Genomic DNA, 24812 nt, shown 5'->3' on the forward strand with positions numbered 1-24812 from the left:
TATTAGAAAGTATTATACACACATCCCATATAAATGGATACCTTTTTTGTGGAAAAATTTACGAATCGTCCGACGAAAACATGTAATTTTTATGGTAAAACCTCATGCTGAAGACCAATCCCAGTGCGAGCATATTCCCCATCAGTGCACTTCCCCCGTAGCTGATAAATGGAAGGGGGATGCCGGTGATCGGCAGAAGCTGGATTGTCATGCCGATATTCTGAAATACGTGGAAGGTGATCATACTGATGACCCCAGCACACACATAGGCACTGAAAGGCTCTTTAATATCAAGAGCGGTCTTGGTCAAATGATAGATAAGCAGGAAGAACAAACTGATCACAATACTGGCGCCGATGAATCCAAATTCTTCACCGATGACACTGAAGATGAAATCAGTATGGTTTTCCGGGATATAAACCTGTTTGTCTTGATAACCTTTCCCTATTACCTGTCCGGATCCGATGGCCTTCAGGGAGTTGACCAAGTGATAGCCTTCCTCTTTTTGATAGTTGTAAGGATCAAGCCATGAATAAATACGGCCGAACTGATACTGCTTGACACCCAAATATTTTTCCAAAAGCTGAGGAGCGTACACGACCAATGCAAGGATTGAAGTGCCGATGGCAGCCACCCCGGTAAAAATAGGGACGATCAATTTCCAGGTGATCCCTGAAACAAGGATCAACCCGGAGACGATTGCTATGATGACAAGTGATGTACCAAGGTCTGGCTGCAGCATGATCAATCCCAGAGGAATCATTGTGACGACACCGATCTTCACAAGCAGCATGAAATCGGTCTTAAGAGTCTTCTTTGGGTTGTTCTCATGGTGACTGCTGATGACCCTGGCGATGGCGAGGATCAAAAACGTCTTCATAAATTCTGATGGCTGTATCGACCCGATGCCGGGCAGTTCAAACCAGCTCTTCGCCCCATTCCGCTCTGGTGCAATGCTTGCAGGTGCAACAGCCAACACTCCGAGCAGAAATATCCCAAAGCCATATGCATACCAGGCAAGTCTTTTATATTGATCAGGATCGAACAAAAGAGCGAATCCGATCAGAATAAATCCCACAACATACCAGAAAGCCTGCCTCAATACGAAGTTATATCCGGCATATTGCCCTGTCTGCTGGGCGCTGCTGATGGCAATTGTGCTGACAATGAAGAAGAGGAACAGTAAAAATATTAATCCCCAATCGATTTTATCTGAAAAACGCTGGCGAGTTTCCATTTGCATTCACCTTAATTTCTAATTGAATTCTATAGTACAGTTTAATGGAAGTCCGTGAAATATGAAAATGTTTTTATTAGTAAATTTTTGGCTGAAGAGCGCAAGGGCTGTTCAGCGACGTACGGATGGGCGGGCTCTCGCACGAGACATAGAAAACATGGCAAGTGCAACAGCCGATCAAGTTCATAAAAATGAGATATGTATGTAATTGTGATTAAATTTCTGAGATCACATACAAAATAAACTGTGATTGGTATTTAACCAGATGAAAGCAACGAGATTCACATACGAAAATCGATTTAATTGGTGTGTAAATCAGGCTAATCACTGAGGTCGACTGCCAAAGTACGAAAGAATAGTACGTGACCAGGCTGAAATTCAAACTTCAGATACAAAAAGTGCTGTTCACCGATAAACCAACCAAACCAATGACCTGGGGTGCAACTAACGGATTATAGCGGCAGTATGGGGCCAAACCGAACAAACAAGTACACTCCAAATCCAGGACCAATCATCTTTAACTCTATCAAAGAAAGGATTCTTGGACAATCATTCTATTACCCCAAAAATGACAAATTAATGCTTCCAGGAAAACAAGAAGGACTGCCCGGTGCACCCAGGTCAGTCCTCATCCACTTTCTTTACTTCAATATAAAAGATATGATGTCCTTCCATTTCTTTTGCGGTGATTCGATATCCGCCTTCCATCAGGGAGTCCCCTTGTTTCAGGTCATATTTCTGAGTGAGCATCCAGCCCCCGATTGTATCGACCTCTTCATCCGAAAGGGTGGTGCCGAGCAGGTCGTTGAATTCATGAATCAAAAATTTTGCATCGAAGAGGTAGTGTGTGTCCCCCAGCTTTTGTACAAGCGGCCGTTCGTCGATATCGAACTCATCCTGTATTTCCCCGACGATTTCTTCTATAATATCTTCCGCTGTTACCAGTCCCGCCGTTCCTCCATATTCATCGATAAGGATGGCCATATGTGACCGCTCCTTTTGCATTTTCAACAAAAGATCATGGATCGGAATGGTTTCAATGACCCGTATGATTGGTTTAATGTAATTCGGGACCGGCTGATCCTTAGGACAGTCATTGGTCAGGCAGTCGGTAAGGATTTCTTTGATATTGATGAGGCCGAGAATGGAATCCTTATCTCCCTCGGTAACCGGATAACGGGTATAGCCTTCTTCCTTAACGATTCGGACGATTTCCTTTAGCGGGGTATCTTTTTCAAGGCTGACGATTTCCGTTCTGGGTACCATCACTTCTTTAGCTACACGGTTATCAAATTCGAAAATTTTATTTACATACTCCAGCTCGGACTTATTTATCTCGCCGCTTTCATAGCTTTCAGACAGAATGATCCGAAGTTCCTCTTCAGAGTGTGCCACTTCATGTTCTGAGGCTGCACCCAGGCCGAACAATCTGGTGATGAAGCGGGCAGATCCATTGAGAGTGAAGATGAACGGATACATGACCTTATAGAACAGGATTAACGGTTTTGCTGTCAGAAGGCTCAGTTGTTCGGCTTTTTGAATCGCCCATGTCTTTGGGGCCAGTTCCCCTATGACGACATGCAGGAACGTAATCACGCTGAAAGCTATAATGAAGGAAACGATATGAGCCGCAGATTCAGGAATGGCGAAGCTTTCAAATAAAGGATTCAGCAAGACGACAATTGTCGGTTCGCCGAGCCACCCAAGACCTAACGCTGTGATCGTAATACCGAGCTGGCAGGCTGACAGGTAACTGTCCAGATTGGAAATCACTTTCTTCGCGGCCTCAGCTTTTGTACTCCCTTCAGCCACAAGCTGGTCGATGCGGCTTGACCTCACCTTGACGATTGCGAATTCCGAAGCAACGAAAAATGCTGTCAACCCAATCAAGACAGCTACCAGAAACAGATTTAAAGCAATCATATTATAGGGCATCCCCTTTGTGTAAAGCTCTTTTCGTAAACTTTGTTGCTTTTCAATATGAAATTTAAATAATATCCAGGTAAATCGCCGTAAAAACCCTGGTGAGCAGGAAAGAAAAGGGCTGCTCGTTCTTTTTCGAGAGTAAAACCTTTGAATACAGGGGGAAAATCCGGCACCTGGGATTTTACCGAAAGCAACAATATATGCGAAAACAGCCTTGTGTTAAGAGGAATGGCCACTGCACCTCCCGAAAAAAAGACTATTACCATTACATTTCCCCATTCGGATGTAAATAGTCTTAATATATAGGGCTGTTTTGGAATCCATTGCTGGTTTCAGGATTCTGGCATTCAGCTTTTTTGTTTCTATTGGAAAAACCGGGAATCTTATCAATTGGGGACAGAGGTCCCACTTATATAATTGAATGAATGAAAAATGAAGCAATCCCGAAATAGATGAGCAGCGACAGGATGTCATTGATGGTTGTGATCAATGGGCCGGATGCTACAGCCGGATCGATGTTCAGCTTATACAGAATCAACGGAATCACAGTTCCGGCCATTGTGCCGATAATCAACGTAAGCAGCAGGGAAGCGCCAACGACAAACCCAAGTATTAAACTGCCCTGCCAGACATAGGCAATCATCGCAATCAGGATGGCGCATGTAATTCCGATGATTAATGCAACGCCGAATTCGCGCGCTATCAATCTCAGGACCGTTTTCATATCAATGTCACGGGAAGCCAGTCCGCGGACAACAACGGCTAGGGATTGTGTCCCTGTATTCCCGGTCATCCCCGCAATCATCGGCATGAAAAAGGCAAGTGCCACCGCTTGGGATAATGTTTCTTCAAAGGAAGCGATGATGCTCCCCGAAACAAGTCCAATGAAGAGAAGCAGAATCAGCCAAGGCAGCCTTCTGTAAGCAGCGACATGGGATTTCGTATCAAAATCGATCGCTTTACCGGAAGCGGATAACTTCTCAATATCTTCATTGGCTTCCTGGATGACAACGTCGATGATGTCATCGAATGTGATGATGCCTTTCAGAATACCTTCATCATCAACGACGGGGATGGCCAGGAAATCATATCGTTCAATCAGCCTTGCCGCTTCCTCCTGGTCTGTTTCCACTCCTATGGAGATGACGCGGGTATACATGATGTCCTTGATCATTTGATTCATATCGGCAAGAAGGAGGTCCCGATAAGAGACGACTCCAGCCACCTTGCGCTTATCATCCACTACATATAAGTAATTGATGGTTTCGGCAAATTCAGCAAATGTTTTCAGTTTGTCGACTGCTTCCCTGACAGAATAGGAATCCCTGATCCACACAAAGCGGTTGGTCATCAGCCGCCCTGCCGTTTCCGGAGGGTAATTCATCATGTCCTGGACAATGGAAGACTCTTCTTTTGTCATTCCGGACAGGAACTGTTGAATCCTTTCATGCGACATGTTTTCCAGCAGTGAAGCGATATCATCATTATCCATATCGTCCAGGACCTTGCCGGACCGCTCTTTCCCTATCTTTTGCAGGGTGGAAATTTGATCTTCCTGGTCAAGCTCCTGAATCATATCGGCCAGAACGGGTATAGTTAATTGAAGGAGAAATCGGGATTGGTGCTTCTCCGGCAAATCCTTATAAATCAACGCCATATCATATGGCTGCAATTCTTCCATGATCTGCTGCAGTTCTTTTTTCTTTCCTTCTTTTAGTGCTTTGATGGTAAGCAGTGTCAGTTGGTCTTGCGGCAATGTCTTGTACATGCTCCGACCTCCTTTGGTGGAGATTTCTTCTTTTATTATAAACACAATCGGAATTAAAAAAATGTAATCATAATAAAATATTATTTTCGTCAAAATTTGATAAAATTAACGTTATGAATTCGGATTCCAGAATAAGGGATGTGGTACAACTGAAACAGAACGGCAATTTCAAGGACGTCATCTATGTACATCAAAACGAGACACAGAAATACGTGATGTCTTACGGATTGGAGTTCCGTGATTTCTCACAAAACCTGCCGCAGCCTCTCAATCATCTGTTGATGATCAAGCATCAATTCGATCATGGCTCCTTCAATATGAACACCATGATGGAGTATACCAGCAAGAAAGAGGTCAGCAAATTAGCAGGGGATAATATACACAGTTATGGAGACTTCTGCTGGATTGATTTCGAAGAAGTGGACGGCCTCGACCAGCTGAGCGGACAGGAGCTGGCTGAAATCCTCTATCTTGGCCATACCAAGCAAAGCCTGAACTCTCCTTTTTATTCTAAATTGAACAACAGGTTCGTTTACCTTTCCCATGATGACGGTTGGTTCAACAAAACTTATTACCGCTATCAAGATGACTTCTACAGCATGCTGGGCAGTGCAATTTCTGCGAAGCTGCTGCAGCAAAAAGGGGACAAGCCCTTAAAGCGCCTCATTCCGGGCCAAAGAGTTTCCAGCCTTCCGCCGATTCCCAAAAATGTCATGTACTCTTTGAAGGAGAAGATCAAAGAAGGTGCAGCCATTTCAATCGAAAAGGCAGTGAGAGGCAGAGGGAATATCAAGATTCCGATCTGGGTCATGGGTGATTACATGCATATGGACACCATGTACGAAGACTACAGGCGCCGTTCCGCCAATCAGCCATACGCCCACCTCGTCTTCGACCGGAAGACAAGAGAATGGGGACTTTATATCAACTAAAAGAACCAGACCAAGCCCGGTGCTTAGTCTGGTTCTTTTTTGCTGTAACGCTTTAAAGCAACGGGGGACAGTCCCCGGCTGCTTTAAAGCGTTAAAGGATTCGGACGAAGAAAAACAGGATAAGCGGCGCTCATCCTGTCATAGTACAAATTCCGGTTTCTTCTCTTCCCATTCTTCACGCAGGATCCCCATCCGGATGGAATCATAATATTCGCCGTTATAATAACGGCACTTCCTCATCCGTCCTTCAAGGATCATTCCGATTTTCTCCGCGGCCTTCATCATGCGCTCATTCCCTGACCACGTGGTGATGCCGACACGCGGGATATCCAGTGTTCTAAACAAATGCTCAACCCACAAAGCCAAAGCCTCTGTCCCATAACCGCCATTCCAATACTCCGGGCGGTAGATTCCGATTCCCGCTTCCAGCCACTTGGTGTCCTGGTTTTCCCAGTAATAAGTAACAGTACCGATGAGGATGCCATCTGCTACAATCGCCAGCCTTTGATTGTCCCGGCCCTCTTTTATTTTTTTCTCGGTCCCTTTTATGTAGGCTTTATAGTTTGGTTTAGGGTGCGGAAAGTATGGGGCGTCCCAGTTCTTCCATTCCGGAAGAGTGTCGTCTTCTCCATAAATGAGATTGAATAGCTCCGGAACGTCTTTCGCTTCGACCGCCCTCAGCTGCACTTTCGGTCCTTTGATTGTCATGATATCTCTCCTATGTCTAATTCAGAAAATTACATCTTTATTTTATTTAAACATACTTCGCTGTTTCTCAAAAGGAAAATACTTACTGGTTCTTTCTTACTGCACCGCTTTAAAGCGGCGGGGGACAGTCCCCGGTTGCTTTAAAGCGTTAAAGGATCAATCCCTAAGAAAACCAGGATAAGCGGCGCTCATATGAAAATATATCAGATTCCTGTTTTTTGTCCATATTCACATTTTCACTCCCTGTATCGAATAGGAATGGTAGTAACAATTATCCAAGGGGATGGGAAATGAAATGATACAAATAGCCGGAAGACCTTATCAAAATCTGAATTCACTGAACCTGGACAATCTTGAGAACGGCATTGCAAACAAAATGGCTGATGCCAATACTGTCTATTCATATCCATCGCAAAAAGATTTTCTCTTTGAGTTGAGATACAGGAAACATATGATTGAAAGTTCAAAGCAAATGAGTGAAGGGAAAGCGGTGTTTACAACCTTTGCTTATGCTGCATGCAATCCTGCCTGCTGGAACTTGACAGGTGCGGGAGGATTCATGCTGAAAGACGGGGTAAACCCGTCAGATGCAATCACAGATATTTTCACCAATAGTCAGCAGTATGCCTTTGAATGTGCAACAGCCTGCGTCATCCTTTTTTATCATGCTGTCCTGAAGACCATTTCCCGGCCTGACTTCAACAGGCTCTTTCAAAATCTTTATTTATACAGCTGGCATACCGATCCGGATCTAGGGCTACACACTTTTTATGGAGATCATATCCTTCCTGGCGATGTTGTTTACTTTAGTAACCCTGACTACAGCCAGGAAAACCCTTGGTATAGGGGAGAGAACGCAGTCTTGATGGAAGACGGGCGGTATTTTGGACATGGGCTTGGCATCATGACGGGGGACGAGATCATTGATTTCCTTAATGAAATGAGGAGGGAAGGGAGCTCACAGCCTGCGTACCTGACCAACTTGATAACCAGGCTTTCATTTAACAGCACAGCAGGTTACGGTGTTTCACAATGGAGCAGGCAGAAGAAACACCATTGGGTTGCACACCATAATAAGGATTCGATCTCCCGCATGAGGTACCAGCGCTATCTGTACAAGGGCCATAGTTCCCAAAGGTAGACTTTTACCCAATTTCAGGGTTGACGGGCTCACATCACGCATATCCGGAGTACTATAGTTAGTGATAAATATGCCCTAAAAGGAAGTGACTAGAAATGTATGGAAATGTAAATGCAGCCCCTAATGTGAACATGGCACCAACTGCCGTGTCTCCTGCTTACACTGCGCCAGCTTATGGATATTGTGCTCCGATGGCTCCTGCCCGCGGTTACGGAGACTTTGTATTGATCGTCGTGTTGTTCATCTTGCTGATTATCGTCGGAGCTTCTTTCATCCCTAAGTGTTAATATACAATTCCGTAAAAAAATCCTGTGCAGCACAGCCTGCACAGGATTTTCTCTATTAGCGGGCCTCACATTGCATCATGGAGTGTCATGCAGTTCCTCTAGAAGGCTTTGTGGCCAGGAGTGAAGCCGCGATGCCCAAAGCAGGAAGGATCAAAGTCAGCAGCAGAATTTCTGTATAGCCATCGAAGGTATCGTAAGCAAAACCAAATGGCAGGGGCCCGAATGCAGAGCCCAAAACCATTACGGTAGTGGCGGTCCCTTTGATCCGTCCAAGGGATGCCCGCCCGAAATAACTTGGCCAGATATAGGTCAGGGCAATCCTTTCAAATCCTCCACTGATGCCCCAAAGGAGTCCGAATACGATTGCCAGCCACGGTGATTTGGTGACGAACAAAAATAAGAGAAAAATAATTTCGCCGAGAAAAATTCCGGCTAGTACATAGTTGACCTTCACCTTGTCCAGCACCCTTCCTGCAAGAAGGGTCACAGGAAACCCGACAAGCGCCATCAGACTCAATACCAGAGCGGCAGACCCCGCGGACAAGTCATTCCATTTAAAAATCGAGATGAGGTGGAATGTAATGCCTGTGTTGACCAATGCAGGAATGCTGACACAGAACAGGAGCAGCCAAAAGGCCTTGGTCCTCACGGCTTCCTTGAAAGTCCAGTTATCCTCGAATTCGATTTCCTCCTCTTCAGGGAGGTCAGGTCTTACCTGCCGGCCGTCGGGAAGCAGGCCGATGTCTTCAGGCTTGTTGCGGACAAATAAGAGAGCGAGTGGTGTGAAAATCACGAGAAGAAGCACAGCCCATACCTGCCATGTGAAACTCCACCCGTATTGAGCGACGAGCCATGCATTGACCGGCGGAAGTGCCGCAGAGCTGGCGAATCCTCCGATCGCCATAAAACTCAATGCTTTGCCCCGTTTCAAGATGAACCATTGAGGTACAAGCGTATTCGGGATAAGGGTAAGTGAACCTTGACCGAACAAACGGATAAGGAAAAAGCCGATAAAGAGCATGGCTATGTTTGCAACCATGCTGTTCAGAAAGCAGGCAAAAGCAAGGCCGATGGAAACAAAAACGAACATGCGCCTCTGTCCGAACCGGTCGATGAACCAGCCGACGAAGAACATACATAAACCGGAAAGAAGAGTTGCGGCAGAATAAATCGAAGAAACCTGAGAGCGGCTCCACCCGAACTCTTCGATGTATCTGTCGATGAATACCGAAACTGAATACGTTTGGCCGGGGCCTGAAAAAAACACAGCCAGTGCTGCAACAGCAACCACTACCCAGCCGTAATAAAATTTCGTATGTATAGGTGCATTTGAATGCATTGTCAAAACCTCCTTTTTCTAGGATAGCAAAAAGCCAGCCAGGAATTGTAAAGATATGACTTACAAAAAAGATTTTTTCAGAATAGTTAAACTTTAGAGGGGCGAAATTTTTATAACTGATGAAGGTAGGATTAGAAAGACAAAGTATTTAGGAGAAAACATAGGAAATCAGCGCTTACATACCCTCTTGTTAAGTTTATCTATAGAAGGTATGATTACTGATGTTTTAGTCGGAGTCTTTTCTATGGGAAAAGAAATACTATTTTACTAGAAAGAGGTGCACGTTTTTGTTCAAAAACTATAAAACTGAATGGTTTCACAATGTACGCGGGGATATCCTCTCAGGCATCGTGGTTGCCTTGGCTTTGATTCCAGAAGCGATTGCGTTTTCCATCATTGCGGGTGTCGACCCGATGGTTGGGTTATATGCTTCTTTTTGTATCGCGGTTGTGATTGCGTTTGTGGGTGGACGTCCTGCAATGATTTCTGCCGCTACAGGTGCAATGGCACTTGTCATGGTCACATTGGTGAAGGATCACGGACTTCAATATTTGTTTGCTGCCACGATTTTGACAGGTGTCCTGCAGATATTATTCGGAGTGTTCAAGTTGTCCAGGTTCATGAAATTCATTCCCCGCTCAGTTATGGTGGGATTCGTAAACGCTTTGGCCATCTTGATATTCATGGCACAGGTTCCTCATTTCCTTGGTGAAGGCATGATGGTTTATGCCTTGATTGCCGGTGCACTTGCTATCATTTATATTCTTCCAAGGTTTACGAAAGCTGTACCATCCCCATTGATTGCTATCATAGTCATTTCCATGATTGTTATTTTTGGCGGACTGGGTGTCAAAACGGTTGGAGACATGGGTGAACTGACACGATCACTTCCGATGTTCCTGGTGCCGGAAATCCCATTTAACATGGAAACCCTGGCTATCATCTTCCCTTATTCCATCGCCCTCGCTATGGTGGGGCTGCTGGAGTCTTTATTAACAGCATCCATAGTCGATGATATGACAGATACGGCAAGTGACAAGAACCAGGAAAGCAAAGGACAAGGGATTGCAAACATTGTTGCCGGGTTCTTCGGCGGAATGGCAGGCTGTGCGATGATCGGCCAATCGGTCATCAACGTCAAGTCTGGCGGGCGCGGACGCTTGTCTGCTTTCGTCGCTGGTGTATTCCTGATGTTCCTTATCCTTGTGCTTGGTGATCTGGTTGTCCAAATTCCGATGGCGGCGCTTGTGGGCGTCATGATAATGGTCTCTATTGGTACATTTGACTGGGGTTCTTTAAAATCGCTGAAAAAAGCGCCTATTACAGATTCACTGGTTATGGTAGTGACGGTGGCAGTGGTCGTCTATACCCATGATCTCTCAAAAGGAGTATTTGCGGGTATCATATTAAGTGCCCTTTTCTTTGCTGCAAAAATTTCTGAAGTGCATGTCCGCTCTTTCGTTGAGGAGCAGACAGGGAAACGGATTTATCAGGTTACAGGCCAGATCTTCTTCGCGTCTGTTACTGACTTCATTGCAGCGTTTGATTATAACGAAAATGCAGATAAAGTGGAGATTGATCTATCCAAAGCCCATATTTGGGATGACTCAGGTGTCAATGCCATCGACCGTATTGTCCTGAAGCTCAGGGAATCCGGTGCCTCGGTGACACTTATAGGCATGAATGACGCAAGCTCAAACTTAATAGATAAATTGGCCGTGCACGATAAAGAAGGCGCCAAGCTTTCAGGCCATTAAGATTAAGAGACTGTTCTTCTACGGAAGAGCAGTTTTTTTGTTTTGAAGGATCTTTTCGGAGTGAGAATTTCAAATAATATTGCTGGAATTGACTGGGGAATTCCCGTTAAGTTACTCTCCCTTTTCGAGAGAAAAGCGTTGAGATGAAGGAGGGAAACCAGCATTTGTGATTTTTCCAAAAGAAGTGGTTTTCGTGAGGTTGTAGGGTCCATTTCCATGGCAGAAGGGAGAGAAAAGGCTTCTAGAGAGGTTATAGAGTCCATTTCCGTGGCGGATGAGAGAAGAAAAGGTCCCAACAGAGTTCCTGGAGCCTTTTTGCAAAGCGGAAGAGAAGAAAAAAAGCCGCAAGATGTTTCACAATCCTCAACAAGGGAAATAGTAAATAAAAGACGTCGAGGCAGCTCCCGGGGATTACGTTGATTGATCCACCCTCCTCTTGGGACTCCTTCAGGACCAAAGTCATGCTCTTCAACAAATTCTCCGGCAATTAGACAAATGGTTCAAAAGAAGGCTTCAATACAAGGGGGCATTTGATAAAATAAAATCAAAAGAGGTGTAAATGATGAGATCAATACTATTGGCGTCTGATGGATCACCGCATTCAAGCAAAGCGGCTGAACATGTAGTGACCCTGCTGAAGGGTGATGAAGAATACAGATTGATGGTGGTGCATGTGATTGATCATGAAGCCTCCAAGCATGATGCCTGGCTTGGAATGAACCCCGGGGCAAGGCATAGGGAGCGGGAGGAAAAACTGAAGCCGATCTCAACCGTGCTTGAACAAGCGTGCCTCTCTTATTCAGTCAACTTGACAAAAGGAGATCCTGCAGAAGAAATCATTGAATGTGCACAAAAAGAAAATATGGATATGATCGTAATCGGAAGCAGAGGCTTAAACGCCATACAAGAGCTTATGCTCGGCAGTGTCAGCCATAAAGTCGTACAAAAATCGGACAGGCCGGTGCTGGTAGTGAAATGACCGGTGACAGGCACCACCCGGAATTTGTCTGGTTATGTCGAGTGAAAGATCAAAGCTTTAACGCATGAACGCACTGAGAGGGACAGTCCCTCTCGGTGCGTTCATTGCGTTCAAGGGAATAGCTTCAGCACCGTTCCTTCATAAATAAGCATGTTTGATAATGGCGTGGCTGAGGGTATATTTTACAGCGAAAGAAAAAGCGGAGGTACATAGACTTTTTTGTTGCTTTACATCAGTGTCTGCATAGGCTGATAACATAGGTTAAGGATACTCATATGTTTAGCCCGCTCAGCACAACTTATGATAGTAAGATATAATTTATTTTTCCTGCATAATCCTTCTTCCGCTTTTAGGCGAAAGTGATAAAATAGAAACATCTATTCACATTTTTGGAGGCTATATATTTATGAAAACGAAAATCTGTTTACTATACGGCGGCAAATCAGCGGAGCATCAGGTCTCTTTGCAGACGGCAAAAGCTGTTATCGGCGCACTTGATAATGATAAATATGATATACACCCGATTTACATCTCAGAAGAAGGGCAGTGGATCAAGGGGCCGCAGTTGGAAGGTCCTGTCGAAAATGCGAAGCAGCTGGCATACTCGGAAGGGGAAGCCATTGCGCCGAATGCATTGAGCACGACGTTGGATGCATCCGATTCAGAAGAAGGCACATTCGATGTGATTCTCCCGCTGCTTCATGGACCGAACGGTGAAGACGGAACGGTGCAGGGGATGCTGGAACTCCTGAATCTTCCTTATGTCGGTAACGGTGTCCTTGCCTCAGCGGCCGGAATGGATAAAGTCATCATGAAAAACCTATATGCGCAGGCGGGAATACCGCAGGTGGATTATGTATGGTTCCTGAAGAAAACATGGGAAAGCGACCATGAAGCGGCATATTTGAAAGTGGAAAAAGAATTGGGCTATCCATGTTTCGTCAAACCAGCCAACCTGGGATCCTCTGTAGGGATCAGCAAAGCGACTTCCCGTGAAGAGCTTGTCCTCGCGTTTAAGGAAGCATTTCAATTCGACCGCAAGATCATCATCGAGCAGGGTGTCAAGGCGCGTGAAATCGAGCTTGGTGTCCTTGGAAATGACGAACCGGAGTGCTCTGTAGCAGGAGAAATTTTACCGAAAAAAGATTTCTATGATTATAAAGCGAAATACGAAGATGGAGATACGGCCCTGATCATCCCGGCTGAAATTCCGGAAGACGTGTATGAAGAGATGAAACGTATCGCAGTCGATTCTTTCAAAGCTTTGGATTGTTCAGGGCTTGTGCGTGCCGATTTCTTTTTGACTGAGGACGGCAGCATCTATATGAATGAAGTGAATACGATGCCTGGATTCACTCCTTTCAGTATGTTCCCGCTCCTTTGGAAGCATACAGGGGTCGAGTATCCTGAATTGATCGAACGCCTTGTCCAATTGGCACAAGAACGCCATGCCGAAAAGCAGAATATCAAACATACTATGTAAGACTCTGAGGGGCTGACGGAAGAAACTGGTCAGCTCTCTTCTTTTATACATACTAGAGAGTAACAAAGTTAGAAAAAGAGCCTATAATAAAAGGAAATGGGCGAACTGAGAGGGAGCTGTCGGAATGATAAAGAAGACGTTAGGCGAAATAGCCAGGATGATACAGGTAGAAAATGATTTATCGGCATTTCAGGATGTCACCATCCAAGGAGTCTCCATTGATTCCAGAAAGATTGAGAAAGGCAATTTGTTCATTCCTTTCAAAGGGGAAAATGTCGACGGCCATAAGTATGTGGAAGGGGCAATCGAAAGCGGGGCGGCTGCGTCCCTGTGGGAAAAAGATGTTCCCAACCCTCCTGAAGGCCTGCCGATCATTATAGTGAAGGATAGTCTGAAGGCCTTGCAGAACCTGTCCACTGCCTACCGCCATGAACTCGGCATCAAAGTTGTCGGAATTACAGGGAGCAATGGGAAGACAACCACAAAGGATATGGCTGCAAACCTGTTGAGCCTGAAATATAAAGTTCAGAAGACGCAAGGAAACTATAACAGCCATATCGGACTGCCGCTGACCATCCTTGATTTAGAAAAAGATACAGAAGTCGCTGTGCTGGAAATGGGTATGAGCGGTTTCGGCGAAATTGAACAGTTATCAAATATTGCCCGTCCGGATGCAGCCATCATCACCAATATCGGGGAATCCCATCTTCAAGACCTGGGTTCACGAGAAGGCATCGCAAAAGCAAAGCTGGAGATCATCAGCGGGTTAAAGGAAGACGGCTTGTTTGTGTATTACGGAGATGAACCTTTGCTGCAAGAAAGAATCGGAAAAGAGTGGCCGTTCAAAGTGGAAACCTTCGGAAATGGCGAGGGCAGCACATTGTATCCGTTAGAGGTGAAAACCACGGAATCCGGGAGCTTGTTCAGGGTGAACGCAGCGGAGGATACAGAAATTGAACTGCCGGTCCTTGGCGGCCATAACGTCATGAACGCTCTCGCTTCCATGCTTATTGCCAAAGAAATGGGTATAGATTATAAAGAAATGCCGCAAGCGTTCCAACAGTTGAAGCTGACGCAGATGAGGATGGAGATGCTGGAAGGGAAGCGCGGAGAAAAACTCCTCAATGATGCCTATAATGCCAGTCCGACTTCCATGAGAGCAGCCATCAATCTGTTGTCAGAGCTTCGGGGCTACAGCAAAAAAATCCTTGTAGCGGGCGATATGCTCGAATTGGGGCCGAATGAAGAGGCTTACCATTATGAAGTCGGCCAGGAAGTGAAAAAAGGGAAGATAGATCTTGTCTTCACTTATGGAACTCTTGCCAAGCAGACAGCTAAAGGCGCTGCAGAAAATATCGGCGAAGAGAATGTCTTCAGCTTCGATGACAAACAGGTACTGGGCAAAAAGCTCGAAAGTATCCTTGAAGGTGATGAAATCCTTCTTTTCAAAGCTTCCCGGGGAATGAAGCTGGAAGAAGTCATCGAGCAGCTGAGATAACTGGTTAGGGATGGGCGCCTTCATGGCCGGTGCCGGCTCCAAATCCACTTGGACCCGGCACCAATCTAAGGGCCAACTCTGATCAGAGATGCTTCCGCAGTTCAGCCAAAGAGCCGACCTTTATATCTGCTTTGGTTTCAGGGGAATCTCCATCTGCCAGCCAGGCGGCTTTCATTCCGGCACTCATGGCCGCGGCAGCATCGTTCTCATAATGGTCGCCAACATAAAGACATTCCGAAGGCGAAACATTGAGCGCTTCCGCAGCCATTTCAAAGATTTTCACATCAGGCTTTTTCACCCCGGCTTCTTCGGAAATCAAGATCATATCAAAATAGTCACGAAGCCCGAGGGCGTCGATGGTTCCGTTTTGCACATCTGTCCTGCCATTTGTGATCATTCCCAATTTATATCCCTTTGCCTTGATTAAGTGCAGGGTCTCGGCAGCTCCGTCCATCTCCAGGCAGTGCGAGTGAAAATTGGTCCGGTAATCATGGAGCAGGTCTTCAGCGGACAGGGGAAGGCTGTACTCCTCTGCCAATGAGCTGTACACCTTATCCTTCCAAACATACCCCTTGCATTCGAGTTCGATGAACCGGTCGATATATGCCCGGGGAATGGATGTGTGATGAAGGGCGTTCAATTTCTGATGCTGCATCTCCAAAAATGCCAGAACCGAAGCATCCCTGTCATGCAGAGTCCTGTCCAAATCAAATAAAATGGCTTTCATGATAAGACCTCCTTAAGAAAAATTCAAGAATCATTAAAAAATAGGATCCACAGTAAATATAATACCTCGAAAACGGTGATAATGATGAATGGATGTTTGCTTATACATGGTTTTACAGGCGGCCCTTACGAAGTAGATCCTCTCGCCCGCTATCTCCGACAGCATACAGACTGGAAAATCGTTGTCCCCACCTTGCCGGGACATGGGGAAACCCTTGATTTGAAAGGGAAAAAGGCAGATGAATGGGTGAAACACGCAGAGGAAGAATTGAAGGCTTTGCTGGAAGAATGTGAAGAAGTATATGTTATAGGCTTTTCCATGGGGGGCTTGATAGCGAGTTATCTTTCTGTGGAATACCCAGTAGGAAAACTTGTGTTATTGAGTGCGGCAGCTTACTATGTCAATCCAAAGCAGCTCCTGGTCGACATCAGGGAAGTTTTCAGGGATGTGTTCAAAGGGGAACTCGCCAATAATGAACTGTATCTGAGGTACAAGAAAAAAATCAAGGATACGCCCATCTCGGCCACCTATCAGTTCAGGAAAGTGGTGATGATGGCCAAGCCCCTGCTGAAGGATATCAAGATCCCTGTGTTTATCGCTCAAGGGAAAAAGGATGGAATCGTTCCCCCGAAAAGCGCAGATTTCTTATATGAGGAAATTACGTATGAAGAAAAGGTAAGGCATTTTTCGGAAGAAGCAAAACATCTGATCTGCCACAGCGATGACAGTGAAGAGCTGTTCCAGAAGGTAAAAGATTTCCTTGTGAAAGAAAAGTGAATAGCAAGATATTTTTACTTTAATTGAAATCTTTTTCTATTAGTGGTAACATAGCCATAACATTGTTCACATTTTTTTGTGCAAACTCTTCTTTAAGAAGAGTAATTTTTTTTGTAGGGTAGAAATTGTCCCAAACACGTTGCCGATAAGGAAAACACGGCTTTCTTAATAAATATATTCTCGGTAAATTCCATCCCCCCTTACTTTGAGGGGTGCTTAGACTATGGCCGGGTTCTCTTTAGGAAAATGTAGACCATGTCAATAAAATAAAAGTATCACAAACAAAAAGGAGAATGAGAAATTGACGAATTTTTCAGATTTAAATTTAAGCTCTAGTACATTAAAAGCGGTCAATCGCATGGGCTTTGAAGAAGCTACACCGATCCAGGCAGGTGCGATTCCGCTTGCGCTTGAAGGCAAGGACGTTATCGGCCAGGCACAGACAGGTACTGGTAAAACTACTGCTTTCGGTATCCCGATGGTGGAAAAGATCGACGTGAAAAACCCGAACGTTCAAGGGCTTATCATTGCCCCGACACGTGAATTGGCCATCCAGGTCTCAGAAGAATTATACAAGATCGGCCAGGACAAAAGAGTCAACGTATTGGCTGTATACGGCGGGCAGGATATCCAGCGCCAGATCCGCGCGATGAAGAAGAACCCTCATATCATCGTCGGTACGCCTGGACGTATGCTTGACCATATCAACCGCAGAACGTTGAAGCTTGGCAACGTAAGCACGCTTGTATTGGATGAAGCGGATGAAATGCTGAACATGGGATTCATCGAAGATATCGAATCCATCTTGAAGAATGTACCGGATGAGCGCCAAACATTATTGTTCTCAGCAACAATGCCTGGACCGATCCGCAAGATTGCGAATAACTTCATGACGGACCCTGAAACAGTAAGTGTAAAATCAAAAGAAATGACGGTTCCCCACATTGAGCAGTATTTCGTAAAAGCTCATGAAAAAGAAAAATTCGATGTGCTTTCCCGTCTTCTTGATGTTCAATCACCTGAACTTGCCATCATCTTTGGACGCACAAAGCGCCGTGTAGATGAACTTGCCCGTGCATTGACACTTAGAGGCTACTCTGCAGAAGGAATCCATGGTGACCTGAGCCAGGCGAAACGTATGACCGTTCTCCGCCAGTTCAAGGAAGGCCGTATCGATGTCCTTGTTGCTACTGACGTAGCAGCTCGCGGACTGGATATCTCAGGCGTTACTCACGTATATAACTTCGATATCCCTCAGGATCCTGAAAGCTACGTCCACCGTATCGGACGTACAGGACGTGCAGGTAAAGAAGGTATGGCGATGACGTTTGTCACACCAAGAGAAATGGGTTACCTCCGCATCGTTGAGAAAACAACGAAGAAGAGCATGACTCAAATGAAGCCGCCAAGTTCTGTCGAGGCGCTTGAAGGACAGCAGCGCCTGGCAATGGAGAAGCTTGTTGAAACTGTGAAGTCCAACGAACTTCAAAATTACCGCGGAATGGCTAAAGAGCTTCTTGATGAAAATGACAGTGTTGATATCGTAGCCGCAGCTATCCGTCTCATGACAAAAGAGCCGGATGATACTCCAGTTCAAATCTCGGAAGAAAGGCCTCTTCCAAACAAAGGCAACGGAGGACGCGGTGGCGGAAAGCGCGACTTCAAAAAAGGATCTAACCGCGGAGGCAAAGGCGGAGGAAGACAAGGTTACTCTTCTTCACGAGGCCGTTCTTCTTCAAGGAACCCTCGCCGCAAACAGCAGCGCGAATCTTAATAAATGACTCAAAGCCATTCCCTCAGCCGGGAATGGCTTTTTTTACAGGGAAACCACCCGCGAGAGTGGATCAGTTTGCGAGTGGAACCGCACAATGGAAAATTATTAGAAAAGGCAAGGCTGAAATTCGACACGCAGCGATCGTTATTAGACACGGATTGGCTGATATTCGACATGCAACCATTGATATCGAACACAAATTGACTGATATCCGGCACGCAGTTCTCGTCATTCGCCTCAGCAGCAGGCAGCAATAACCAATCCAAGAAGCTTTCCTGATAGAACCCTCTCCAATCGCAGATACTACTACAAAAAAGGCGGGAAAGATATGACGATAGTTCGATTGGGATATGTGGCGATGAGTGTACATTTAGAGAATGCCTCGCCGTCCCAGACAATGACGTATAAGCAGTTTTTTCAGCTGAAAGACAGGGAGGCGGGACTGCGCAAACTGGAACGGATTGCGGTGTCGAACCTGCAAAACTGCCTCAGGCTCCTCAAACATAATCTGGCAAATGATATCCGTTTCTTCCGCTTCAGCTCAAAGCTGGTTCCCCTTGCCAACCATCCCGAGTTGAAGGATTGGAAATTCATGAGGGCACTCAAAGAACCTTTACGTGAGATAGGGGATTTCATCGAAAGCCATCCCCAGAGGATCGGTTTTCATCCGGATCACTTTGTTCTTCTCAATACAACTAATAAAGATACTTTAAAGAACACTTTGCAAACATTGAAGATTCACGAGGCTATGCTGAAAGGAATGGCAGTGGATCCGAAACACCGCTGTGTCCTTCATGTCGGGGGAGCTTATGAGGATAAAGAAAAGGCCCTGGAACAGTTTATCCATAACTGGGGCCTGACCCCTGTCTCATTGCAGGATCTGATCATCCTTGAGAATGATGATACGGTTTTCACCATGCATGATACGCTGTATCTGTGTGAAAAACTTGGAGTCCCGATGGTATTCGACTACCATCATCACCTTGCAAATCATGAAAAAGATTGGGAAGAGGATTGGGGGAGGGTGGCTGGAACATGGACGAATTCACCACTTCCTGTGAAAATGCATATCTCCAGTCCACGTTCTGATAAAGAATATAAAGCTCACGCTGAATACATTGATCCAAATATGTTCATGGACTTCCTAAATGAAATAAAAGGATCGGTAAAGCAGATCGACTGCATGATTGAAGCGAAGAAAAAGGACGACGCCTTGTTCCGGTTAGTGGAGGAGCTTGGAGAAAATAAACAGCTTCGCTGGGTGGACAAGGCATCTTTTGAAATATTATAGGGAAATGAAACTAAAAAGTGCCTGCAATCGTATACAATGGAAAGGGAAGGATTGGAGGCAGAATAATGGTGAACGAACCCAACACGAGAATATCGGAGAAAGCGCTCCCGGTTTGGAGATGGACAGGGCTGATTCATTCAGCCGGCGTAATCATCCTCGCTGCCGCTGCGCTGGTTTTGGCAATTATTTTTGAATGGCCGTTGTGGATACCAGTGGCGGCGGTTGCCCTGGCGGCTATCTATACATACTTTTTTGCAGTGCTGTTTCCGGTTATACGATGGAAGAGATGGCGGTATGAAGTGAGGGAACAGGAAATCGAGCTTCAACGCGGCGTGTTTTTTGTGAAAAGGACTCTTGTGCCCATGGTCAGGGTGCAGCACGTTGATACCGTGCAAGGGCCGCTGCTCCGAAAATATGATTTAGCCACAATAACGATATCGACGGCAGCGACGACTCACGATATCCCTGCACTTGATATGCACGAAGCCGATGAGCTGCGCAATTCAATTTCTGCTCTGGCAAGGGTGGCTGAAGATGATGTCTGAGAAAAAGAAGCTTCACCCCATCTCGGCAGTTGCCAATTTTTTAAAGCAATTAAAGGAACTTATTATCCCATTTGTCTTTTTAGTTTTCTTGAACAGAGGAGAGAAAGTCGAGGGATTCCTGGAATGGCTTCCGTTTATTATCGGTGGTGCCATCATGATCTTTCTCCTTGCTTCGGGGATCATCAAGTGGCTGCGATTCTCATATTGGCTCGAAGATGGCGAACTCAGAATTGAATACGGCCTTTTCGTTAAGAAGAAAAGATATATCCCTTTCGACCGAATTCAAAGCCTGAATCTCACGGAAGGCATCCTGCAGCGTCCATTCGGCCTTGTCAGGGTGAAAGTGGAAACAGCGGGCTCTTCTGATTCCAAGCAGGCGGAGGCGGAACTGACTGCCATCAGCAAAGAGGAAGCCCGTGAACTTCAGAGGATCATCAATGAAGCGAAAACGGCAAAGCGAAATAAGGTTGCAGAAGAGGAGCAGGCTGTCTCCGGGGAAAATGGGGACGTCGTGTTCAAAATGAACTTTAAAGACTTGCTGCTGATGGCTACAACTTCCGGAGGCGCCGGCGTCGTCATCTCAGGAGTGTTGTTCTTTCTATCTCAGTTTGATGAACTCATACCGTATGAAGCTGTCTTCAATGAATTGGAGCAAATTGTGCGGAGCGGCGTTGTTTTTGTGACAGTGGTAGTCATACTGGGCCTCCTGGCAGCATGGATATTAGCGATCATCGGAACATTGCTGGTTTACGCAGATTTCACTGTCAGAAAACAGGGAGATGATTTGGTCATCACCCGGGGGCTTCTGGAAAAGAAGCAAATGACCGTGCCGTTGAATCGAATCCAGGGAGTCAGGATCTCAGAAAACATCCTTCGGCAGCCTTTGGGTTTTGCTGCAGTCCAGATTGAAAGTGCGGGAGGTTCTGTGCTGGAGAAGGAAAGCAGCACGATTAAAATCCTTCCGATGATCAAAAAACAAAAAATTGCTGCAATCATCAAGGATATCCTGCCTGAATACAAGGTTTCCGTCGACTTCAAACCTGTTCCCAAAAGGTCACTGAGGCGTTATTTATTCAGGGAAAGCCTGCTTGTCACAGCAATTGCTGCCGGCTTGTCCATTACCTTTTGGCCGTTGGGATTGTGGTCGCTGCTTCTCTATATCCCCTTTTGGCTTTTGGGCTATTCAAAGTTCCGGAGTGCAGGATGGAGTATCGAAGGCAGCCAGCTGGGACTGAAATACCGAATGCTGCAGAAACATACATTATTGATGAAAAAACACAGGATTCAATCACTTGAGACAGAGCAGAACTTCTTTCAGCTTAAAAGAGAACTGGCTAACCTGAGGGCGACGGTTAAATCAGGGGAAACCGGGGCAGCTGGCAGGATCATCGACCTCGATGATCAAAGTGTAAAAAGCATATATGAATGGTATTATCCTGAGAAACAGGGTGTCTAAGCGTATAAGCATGGATTGTGTAAGCAGCGGTTGGAGCGGTAACAATAAGAAGGAAGATTACTGGAAGTAATGCAGGCTTTCTGAGGAGTAAGAAACATCAATTATGAGAAGTTAACCTGATGTCCCTGTATAACAGGAAAGTTGTGAAAAAATGTAAAAACGAAACGGCGTGCAATGGGGTGTGAAGCCCCCTTGCATGCCGTTGTTTGTTTAATAACGCGTTTTTTTAACCATAATGGGAAGCAGCAGCCACGAAATGACGATGCCGGACAGCAGCCCGAAAAGGTGGGCGGTGATATTGATATTGGATTGAAAGAATGTCATGACCAAACCTATCACCACTATAGGGATGATCACTTGCTTATTTTGAGTGGAAATCAGATGTTTATGAAACAGGGCCATGCCGACATAAATTCCAAACAGACCGAAAATGGCACCCGACGCACCTACATGATTGTAGGTGAGCGGCTTCAAAAAGTATGTTGCGATATTGGCAATGATGCCGCAGCTGAGATAAACAGCTGTAAATGTAAACTTGCCCAGCATCCTTTCGAGCGGCGGTGCAAAAAGAATGAGAGAAAACGAATTGAACAGAAGGTGGGAAAATCCCAAATGAACAAAAATAGGAGTGACAAGCCTCCACCACTCACCGTTGAATATATATAGGTTGATTCCGGCAAAATGTTCATAGACCCAGATTTCGGGAAGGAACGGAATCCACGTGACGCTGAATAACAGCAGATGAATGAATACGATAATTGATACTACTGGATAGAGTCGCAGAAATTGAGAAAAACTTTCAGTTCGGACGAACATTATTTGCATAACCTCCTATAATAGCGGTATGTCCGGATAAGCGGCGATCCATACTTCTAATATTCTACCTGTATACACGCCAAGTGGACAGCGGGAAGTATGGTAATATCAGATTGGGATATCTTGTACTAATACTATGTAAACATAGATAGAAATAGAATGAGGAGGATTTAAATGATCAGAGGAATCGGCCTGGACATTGTAGAGATCGAAAGAATAGACAAGCTTGCGGAAAGGCAGCCAAAATTCATCAAGAGAGTACTGACTGCAGCGGAAGCAGATCATTACTTATCTTTAAGCGGCACCCGCCGTAGCGAATTCCTTGCAGGCAGGTTTGCTGCGAAGGAGGCATTTGCCAAAGCCTGCGGAACGGGAATCGGGGCTGAGCTCTCTTTTAATGATATTGAAATCAGAAAAGATCCATCCGGAAAGCCTTATGTTGCTGCTCCGGTTGAAAAAGGTGTTCACCTTTCCATCACGCACAGCCGGGATTTTGCTGCTGCACAGGTGATTATAGAAGAGCTGGATTAGTTTGAGGGTTGGGGGCTATGGGTGGGGACCTTTCAAGGACAAGAAACAAAAGAAATAGGTCGGGAACTGTCTTGAAGAAGAGTTTCAAATACACCAAGCCGGTAAAAGGCCCTCAAAACGGCCTGGAAGTGGCGTAGTGATCCGTCTTGAATAGAGAGGCTAGTACACCGAATATCACCTTAAAGAAACCTCAAGAACATTCACAAAAAAACTATGGGTCCCGTCCCTTTTAACCAGCCATATCATCAATTAATTTTTTCCGGCTTGTCATCTTTCCTAGCATAAACCTTGAGGTTGTCTCATATATTCGTAGTGCAATAGGAGAGACAAGACCAGCCGGCAGCAGGATTGCTGTTTTTCCATAGGATTGCGGACGGCAGATGTTGAGCGGGCTTGATTGGATGACAGTTCATTCGTGCTGGCTGGTTTTCCCCTCTCTCTAATACGTTAACTGAGATAAAAGGGGTTGAAAGGATGAAGAAGAAGTTAGTGGTGTTGGCTGCGGCAATGTTGGCGATAGTAATGCTTGCTGCCTGCGGAGCGAAATCCCAAGAGGATGTTCTGAAGGATTTGAGTGCAAAAGCGGAAGATATGAAGGGATATAAAGCGAAAGCAAAGATGACTCTTCAGGTGGGTGATGAACCGCAGACGTATGATGTGGATATTTGGCATAATGACCCCAATTACTACCGGGTGAACTTATCAAATCCTGCAAAAGAGCAAAGCCAGATGATTTTGCGGAATGACGAGGGAGTTTTTGTTTTGACACCTGCGTTGAACAAGAGCTTCAAGTTTGAAAGTGACTGGCCGAACAACAGCAGCCAGGCGTATCTTTTTGAGTCGCTCGTAGAAGATATTAAAGCCGACAAGGATGCCAAATTCACGGCGACGGATAAGCACTATGTCTTTGAAACAGCAACCAGATACCAAAACAGCCAAATGCTCCCTTCCCAGGAAATCAGTTTCAACAAGAAGGATTTGACACCGGCCTCTGTCAAAGTGATGGATGCTGACCGGAACGCGCTTGTGACCGTTGAGTTTTCCAAGATGGATACAAAAGCGGCATTCGATAAGAACGATTTTGATATGAAGAAGAACATGACTGGTGCCCAGCTTGAAATGCCTGTGACCGCAGCTGTTGATGATGGAGAGTTCACTGTGAATTATCCTTTGGCGGCAGCTGAAAACGGAGCTGAACTGGTAGAGGAAAAAGAAGTGAAGACAGATGATGGAAAACGTGTTGTCCTTACTTACGATGGAGAGAAGTCGTTCACGCTAGTTCAGGAAAAATCAACTGACGTACCTGCCGTAACGGTATCCACATCCGTAAACGGTGAGATTCAGGACCTTGGCTTTACGATTGCGGCAATGACCGACCGTACGATTGCATGGACGTATGATGGGGTCGATTATATGCTTGCCTCCAATGACCTGACTCCTGATGAAATGACAGAAATCGCCCGGTCAGTCCAGGGATCGATGGTGAAATAAAGACTTTACCGACGGAGCTGCTCTATATAGGGCAGCTCCTATTTTAGCTTCTGTTAGATAAACAAGGAGAAGATTTGGTATAATTCTTAAACAGGCATCATACACTCCGGAAAGTGCCAGCTTTTTGAAAAGGTTTGAAGATCTGGCGGTTTTCGGAGTAAATAGGAAATATAGGGTTTGACAGCGGGAGGCCCTAAGAGAATAATCGATTTTATCAAGTTTTCATCGGTTCATAATGCTCTATTTAGGAGAGTATTGAATAACCGGAAAGAAAAGAGCGGCTCTGGAGAGAAAAACCTGGATCATGGGAGGAACCGGCTTTTGGAATTATTACGAAAGCGGTGATTTA

The 24812-nt window shown here is 45.5% G+C and carries 23 protein-coding genes; 14 read left to right on the forward strand and 9 right to left on the reverse strand.

Features of this window, described 5'->3' with window-relative positions:
* Positions 1-58 precede the first annotated feature (58 nt).
* The 4 genes from D3H55_RS12680 to mgtE form a co-directional block, all read right to left on the reverse strand.
* Positions 59-1237 (reverse strand): FtsW/RodA/SpoVE family cell cycle protein, encoded by a 1179-nt coding sequence (locus D3H55_RS12680; RefSeq protein WP_168413068.1) that lies wholly within the window; start codon positions 1235-1237, stop codon positions 59-61.
* Positions 1238-1858: 621 nt separating this feature from the next.
* Positions 1859-3160: a hemolysin family protein gene (locus tag D3H55_RS12685; RefSeq protein WP_119547284.1), complete on the reverse strand. Its 1302-nt coding sequence runs from the start codon at positions 3158-3160 to the stop codon at positions 1859-1861.
* Positions 3157-3429, reverse strand: coding sequence for a hypothetical protein (locus tag D3H55_RS12690; RefSeq protein ID WP_119547285.1), 273 nt, complete (start codon positions 3427-3429; stop codon positions 3157-3159). The genes D3H55_RS12685 and D3H55_RS12690 overlap by 4 nt, the downstream gene beginning before the upstream one ends.
* 143 nt (positions 3430-3572) lie before the next feature.
* Entirely contained in the window at positions 3573-4931 is a 1359-nt protein-coding gene (gene mgtE / locus D3H55_RS12695; RefSeq protein ID WP_119547286.1) for a magnesium transporter, read from the reverse strand.
* Between the two features lie 140 nt (positions 4932-5071).
* Between mgtE and D3H55_RS12700 the strand changes: the two genes are divergently transcribed.
* Complete coding sequence (locus tag D3H55_RS12700) at positions 5072-5863, forward strand: hypothetical protein (protein WP_338067941.1); 792 nt, start codon at positions 5072-5074, stop codon at positions 5861-5863.
* A 138-nt stretch (positions 5864-6001) separates the two neighbouring features.
* Here D3H55_RS12700 and D3H55_RS12705 read toward each other — a convergent pair whose 3' ends face one another.
* On the reverse strand, positions 6002-6571 hold the full coding sequence (locus D3H55_RS12705; protein WP_119547288.1) for a GNAT family N-acetyltransferase: 570 nt from the start codon (positions 6569-6571) through the stop codon (positions 6002-6004).
* A 295-nt stretch (positions 6572-6866) separates the two neighbouring features.
* Between D3H55_RS12705 and D3H55_RS12710 the strand changes: the two genes are divergently transcribed.
* Both D3H55_RS12710 and D3H55_RS12715 read left to right on the forward strand, forming a co-directional pair.
* Entirely contained in the window at positions 6867-7712 is an 846-nt protein-coding gene (locus D3H55_RS12710) for a protein-glutamine gamma-glutamyltransferase (protein WP_240628567.1), read from the forward strand.
* A 191-nt stretch (positions 7713-7903) separates the two neighbouring features.
* Complete coding sequence (locus tag D3H55_RS12715; RefSeq protein ID WP_113927699.1) at positions 7904-7999, forward strand: YjcZ family sporulation protein; 96 nt, start codon at positions 7904-7906, stop codon at positions 7997-7999.
* A gap of 85 nt (positions 8000-8084) precedes the next feature.
* On the opposite strand, the gene D3H55_RS12720 is transcribed toward D3H55_RS12715, so the two are convergent.
* Positions 8085-9338 carry an MFS transporter gene (locus D3H55_RS12720; RefSeq protein WP_119547290.1) on the reverse strand — a complete coding sequence of 418 codons (1254 nt, stop codon included), beginning with the start codon at positions 9336-9338 and terminating at the stop codon, positions 8085-8087.
* 287 nt (positions 9339-9625) lie between these two features.
* Here D3H55_RS12720 and D3H55_RS12725 point away from each other — a divergent pair, with 287 nt between their 5' ends.
* The 4 genes from D3H55_RS12725 (at position 9626) to D3H55_RS12740 (ending at position 15055) form a co-directional block, all read left to right on the forward strand.
* Positions 9626-11095 (forward strand): SulP family inorganic anion transporter, encoded by a 1470-nt coding sequence (locus tag D3H55_RS12725; RefSeq protein WP_119547291.1) that lies wholly within the window; start codon positions 9626-9628, stop codon positions 11093-11095.
* Between the two features lie 562 nt (positions 11096-11657).
* Positions 11658-12074 (forward strand): universal stress protein, encoded by a 417-nt coding sequence (locus D3H55_RS12730; protein ID WP_168413069.1) that lies wholly within the window; start codon positions 11658-11660, stop codon positions 12072-12074.
* A gap of 406 nt (positions 12075-12480) precedes the next feature.
* Positions 12481-13557 (forward strand): D-alanine--D-alanine ligase, encoded by a 1077-nt coding sequence (locus D3H55_RS12735; protein ID WP_119547293.1) that lies wholly within the window; start codon positions 12481-12483, stop codon positions 13555-13557.
* 124 nt (positions 13558-13681) lie between these two features.
* Complete coding sequence (locus D3H55_RS12740) at positions 13682-15055, forward strand: UDP-N-acetylmuramoyl-tripeptide--D-alanyl-D-alanine ligase (protein WP_119547294.1); 1374 nt, start codon at positions 13682-13684, stop codon at positions 15053-15055.
* A gap of 82 nt (positions 15056-15137) precedes the next feature.
* On the opposite strand, the gene D3H55_RS12745 is transcribed toward D3H55_RS12740, so the two are convergent.
* Positions 15138-15782, reverse strand: a complete 645-nt coding sequence (locus D3H55_RS12745; RefSeq protein ID WP_119547295.1) for an HAD family hydrolase — start codon at positions 15780-15782, stop codon at positions 15138-15140.
* 84 nt (positions 15783-15866) lie between these two features.
* On the opposite strand from D3H55_RS12745, the gene D3H55_RS12750 reads away from it, so the two are divergent.
* Together D3H55_RS12750 and cshA are read left to right on the forward strand one after the other, a co-directional pair.
* Positions 15867-16559: an alpha/beta hydrolase gene (locus D3H55_RS12750; RefSeq protein WP_119547296.1), complete on the forward strand. Its 693-nt coding sequence runs from the start codon at positions 15867-15869 to the stop codon at positions 16557-16559.
* A 301-nt stretch (positions 16560-16860) separates the two neighbouring features.
* A complete protein-coding gene (cshA, locus tag D3H55_RS12755) occupies positions 16861-18333 on the forward strand; it encodes a degradosome RNA helicase CshA (protein ID WP_276310236.1) in 1473 nt (490 codons plus the stop codon).
* 8 nt (positions 18334-18341) lie between these two features.
* Here cshA and D3H55_RS24300 read toward each other — a convergent pair whose 3' ends face one another.
* Positions 18342-18599, reverse strand: coding sequence for a hypothetical protein (locus tag D3H55_RS24300; RefSeq protein WP_168413070.1), 258 nt, complete (start codon positions 18597-18599; stop codon positions 18342-18344).
* Positions 18600-18661: 62 nt separating this feature from the next.
* Here D3H55_RS24300 and uvsE point away from each other — a divergent pair, with 62 nt between their 5' ends.
* The 3 genes from uvsE to D3H55_RS12770 all read left to right on the forward strand — a co-directional run bounded on the left by uvsE (position 18662) and on the right by D3H55_RS12770 (position 21625).
* Complete coding sequence (gene uvsE, locus D3H55_RS12760; protein ID WP_119547297.1) at positions 18662-19624, forward strand: UV DNA damage repair endonuclease UvsE; 963 nt, start codon at positions 18662-18664, stop codon at positions 19622-19624.
* 65 nt (positions 19625-19689) lie between these two features.
* Positions 19690-20169: a PH domain-containing protein gene (locus D3H55_RS12765; protein WP_119547298.1), complete on the forward strand. Its 480-nt coding sequence runs from the start codon at positions 19690-19692 to the stop codon at positions 20167-20169.
* Positions 20162-21625, forward strand: coding sequence for a PH domain-containing protein (locus tag D3H55_RS12770; RefSeq protein ID WP_119547323.1), 1464 nt, complete (start codon positions 20162-20164; stop codon positions 21623-21625). The genes D3H55_RS12765 and D3H55_RS12770 overlap by 8 nt, the downstream gene beginning before the upstream one ends.
* A gap of 210 nt (positions 21626-21835) precedes the next feature.
* Here D3H55_RS12770 and D3H55_RS12775 read toward each other — a convergent pair whose 3' ends face one another.
* Positions 21836-22441 carry a rhomboid family intramembrane serine protease gene (locus tag D3H55_RS12775; protein WP_119547299.1) on the reverse strand — a complete coding sequence of 202 codons (606 nt, stop codon included), beginning with the start codon at positions 22439-22441 and terminating at the stop codon, positions 21836-21838.
* A gap of 174 nt (positions 22442-22615) precedes the next feature.
* Between D3H55_RS12775 and acpS the strand changes: the two genes are divergently transcribed.
* Together acpS and D3H55_RS12785 are read left to right on the forward strand one after the other, a co-directional pair.
* On the forward strand, positions 22616-22972 hold the full coding sequence (acpS, locus tag D3H55_RS12780) for a holo-ACP synthase (RefSeq protein ID WP_119547300.1): 357 nt from the start codon (positions 22616-22618) through the stop codon (positions 22970-22972).
* A gap of 474 nt (positions 22973-23446) precedes the next feature.
* Positions 23447-24463, forward strand: coding sequence for a LolA family protein (locus D3H55_RS12785; RefSeq protein WP_119547301.1), 1017 nt, complete (start codon positions 23447-23449; stop codon positions 24461-24463).
* Positions 24464-24812 lie beyond the last annotated feature (349 nt).

Origin of the sequence: Bacillus salacetis, from assembly GCF_003581585.1 — a bacterium.
Taxonomy (GTDB): domain Bacteria; phylum Bacillota; class Bacilli; order Bacillales; family Bacillaceae_B; genus Rossellomorea; species Rossellomorea salacetis.

What these genes read in the sequence shown, in the direction of transcription:
- D3H55_RS12715 (WP_113927699.1), top strand. Translation starts at nt 7,904, where the DNA reads ATGGCTCCTGCCCGCGGTTACGGAGACTTTGTATTGATCGTCGTGTTG.
- D3H55_RS12785 (WP_119547301.1), top strand. Translation starts at nt 23,447, where the DNA reads ATGAAGAAGAAGTTAGTGGTGTTGGCTGCGGCAATGTTGGCGATAGTA.
- acpS (WP_119547300.1), top strand. Translation starts at nt 22,616, where the DNA reads ATGATCAGAGGAATCGGCCTGGACATTGTAGAGATCGAAAGAATAGAC.
- D3H55_RS12720 (WP_119547290.1), bottom strand. Translation starts at nt 9,338, where the DNA reads ATGCATTCAAATGCACCTATACATACGAAATTTTATTACGGCTGGGTA.
- D3H55_RS12735 (WP_119547293.1), top strand. Translation starts at nt 12,481, where the DNA reads ATGAAAACGAAAATCTGTTTACTATACGGCGGCAAATCAGCGGAGCAT.
- D3H55_RS12680 (WP_168413068.1), bottom strand. Translation starts at nt 1,237, where the DNA reads ATGGAAACTCGCCAGCGTTTTTCAGATAAAATCGATTGGGGATTAATA.
- D3H55_RS12745 (WP_119547295.1), bottom strand. Translation starts at nt 15,782, where the DNA reads ATGAAAGCCATTTTATTTGATTTGGACAGGACTCTGCATGACAGGGAT.
- D3H55_RS12765 (WP_119547298.1), top strand. Translation starts at nt 19,690, where the DNA reads ATGGTGAACGAACCCAACACGAGAATATCGGAGAAAGCGCTCCCGGTT.
- mgtE (WP_119547286.1), bottom strand. Translation starts at nt 4,931, where the DNA reads ATGTACAAGACATTGCCGCAAGACCAACTGACACTGCTTACCATCAAA.
- D3H55_RS12705 (WP_119547288.1), bottom strand. Translation starts at nt 6,571, where the DNA reads ATGACAATCAAAGGACCGAAAGTGCAGCTGAGGGCGGTCGAAGCGAAA.
- D3H55_RS12690 (WP_119547285.1), bottom strand. Translation starts at nt 3,429, where the DNA reads ATGGTAATAGTCTTTTTTTCGGGAGGTGCAGTGGCCATTCCTCTTAAC.
- D3H55_RS12685 (WP_119547284.1), bottom strand. Translation starts at nt 3,160, where the DNA reads ATGATTGCTTTAAATCTGTTTCTGGTAGCTGTCTTGATTGGGTTGACA.
- D3H55_RS12710 (WP_240628567.1), top strand. Translation starts at nt 6,867, where the DNA reads ATGATACAAATAGCCGGAAGACCTTATCAAAATCTGAATTCACTGAAC.
- D3H55_RS12750 (WP_119547296.1), top strand. Translation starts at nt 15,867, where the DNA reads ATGAATGGATGTTTGCTTATACATGGTTTTACAGGCGGCCCTTACGAA.
- D3H55_RS12775 (WP_119547299.1), bottom strand. Translation starts at nt 22,441, where the DNA reads ATGTTCGTCCGAACTGAAAGTTTTTCTCAATTTCTGCGACTCTATCCA.
- D3H55_RS12740 (WP_119547294.1), top strand. Translation starts at nt 13,682, where the DNA reads ATGATAAAGAAGACGTTAGGCGAAATAGCCAGGATGATACAGGTAGAA.
- uvsE (WP_119547297.1), top strand. Translation starts at nt 18,662, where the DNA reads ATGACGATAGTTCGATTGGGATATGTGGCGATGAGTGTACATTTAGAG.
- D3H55_RS12770 (WP_119547323.1), top strand. Translation starts at nt 20,162, where the DNA reads ATGTCTGAGAAAAAGAAGCTTCACCCCATCTCGGCAGTTGCCAATTTT.
- D3H55_RS12730 (WP_168413069.1), top strand. Translation starts at nt 11,658, where the DNA reads ATGAGATCAATACTATTGGCGTCTGATGGATCACCGCATTCAAGCAAA.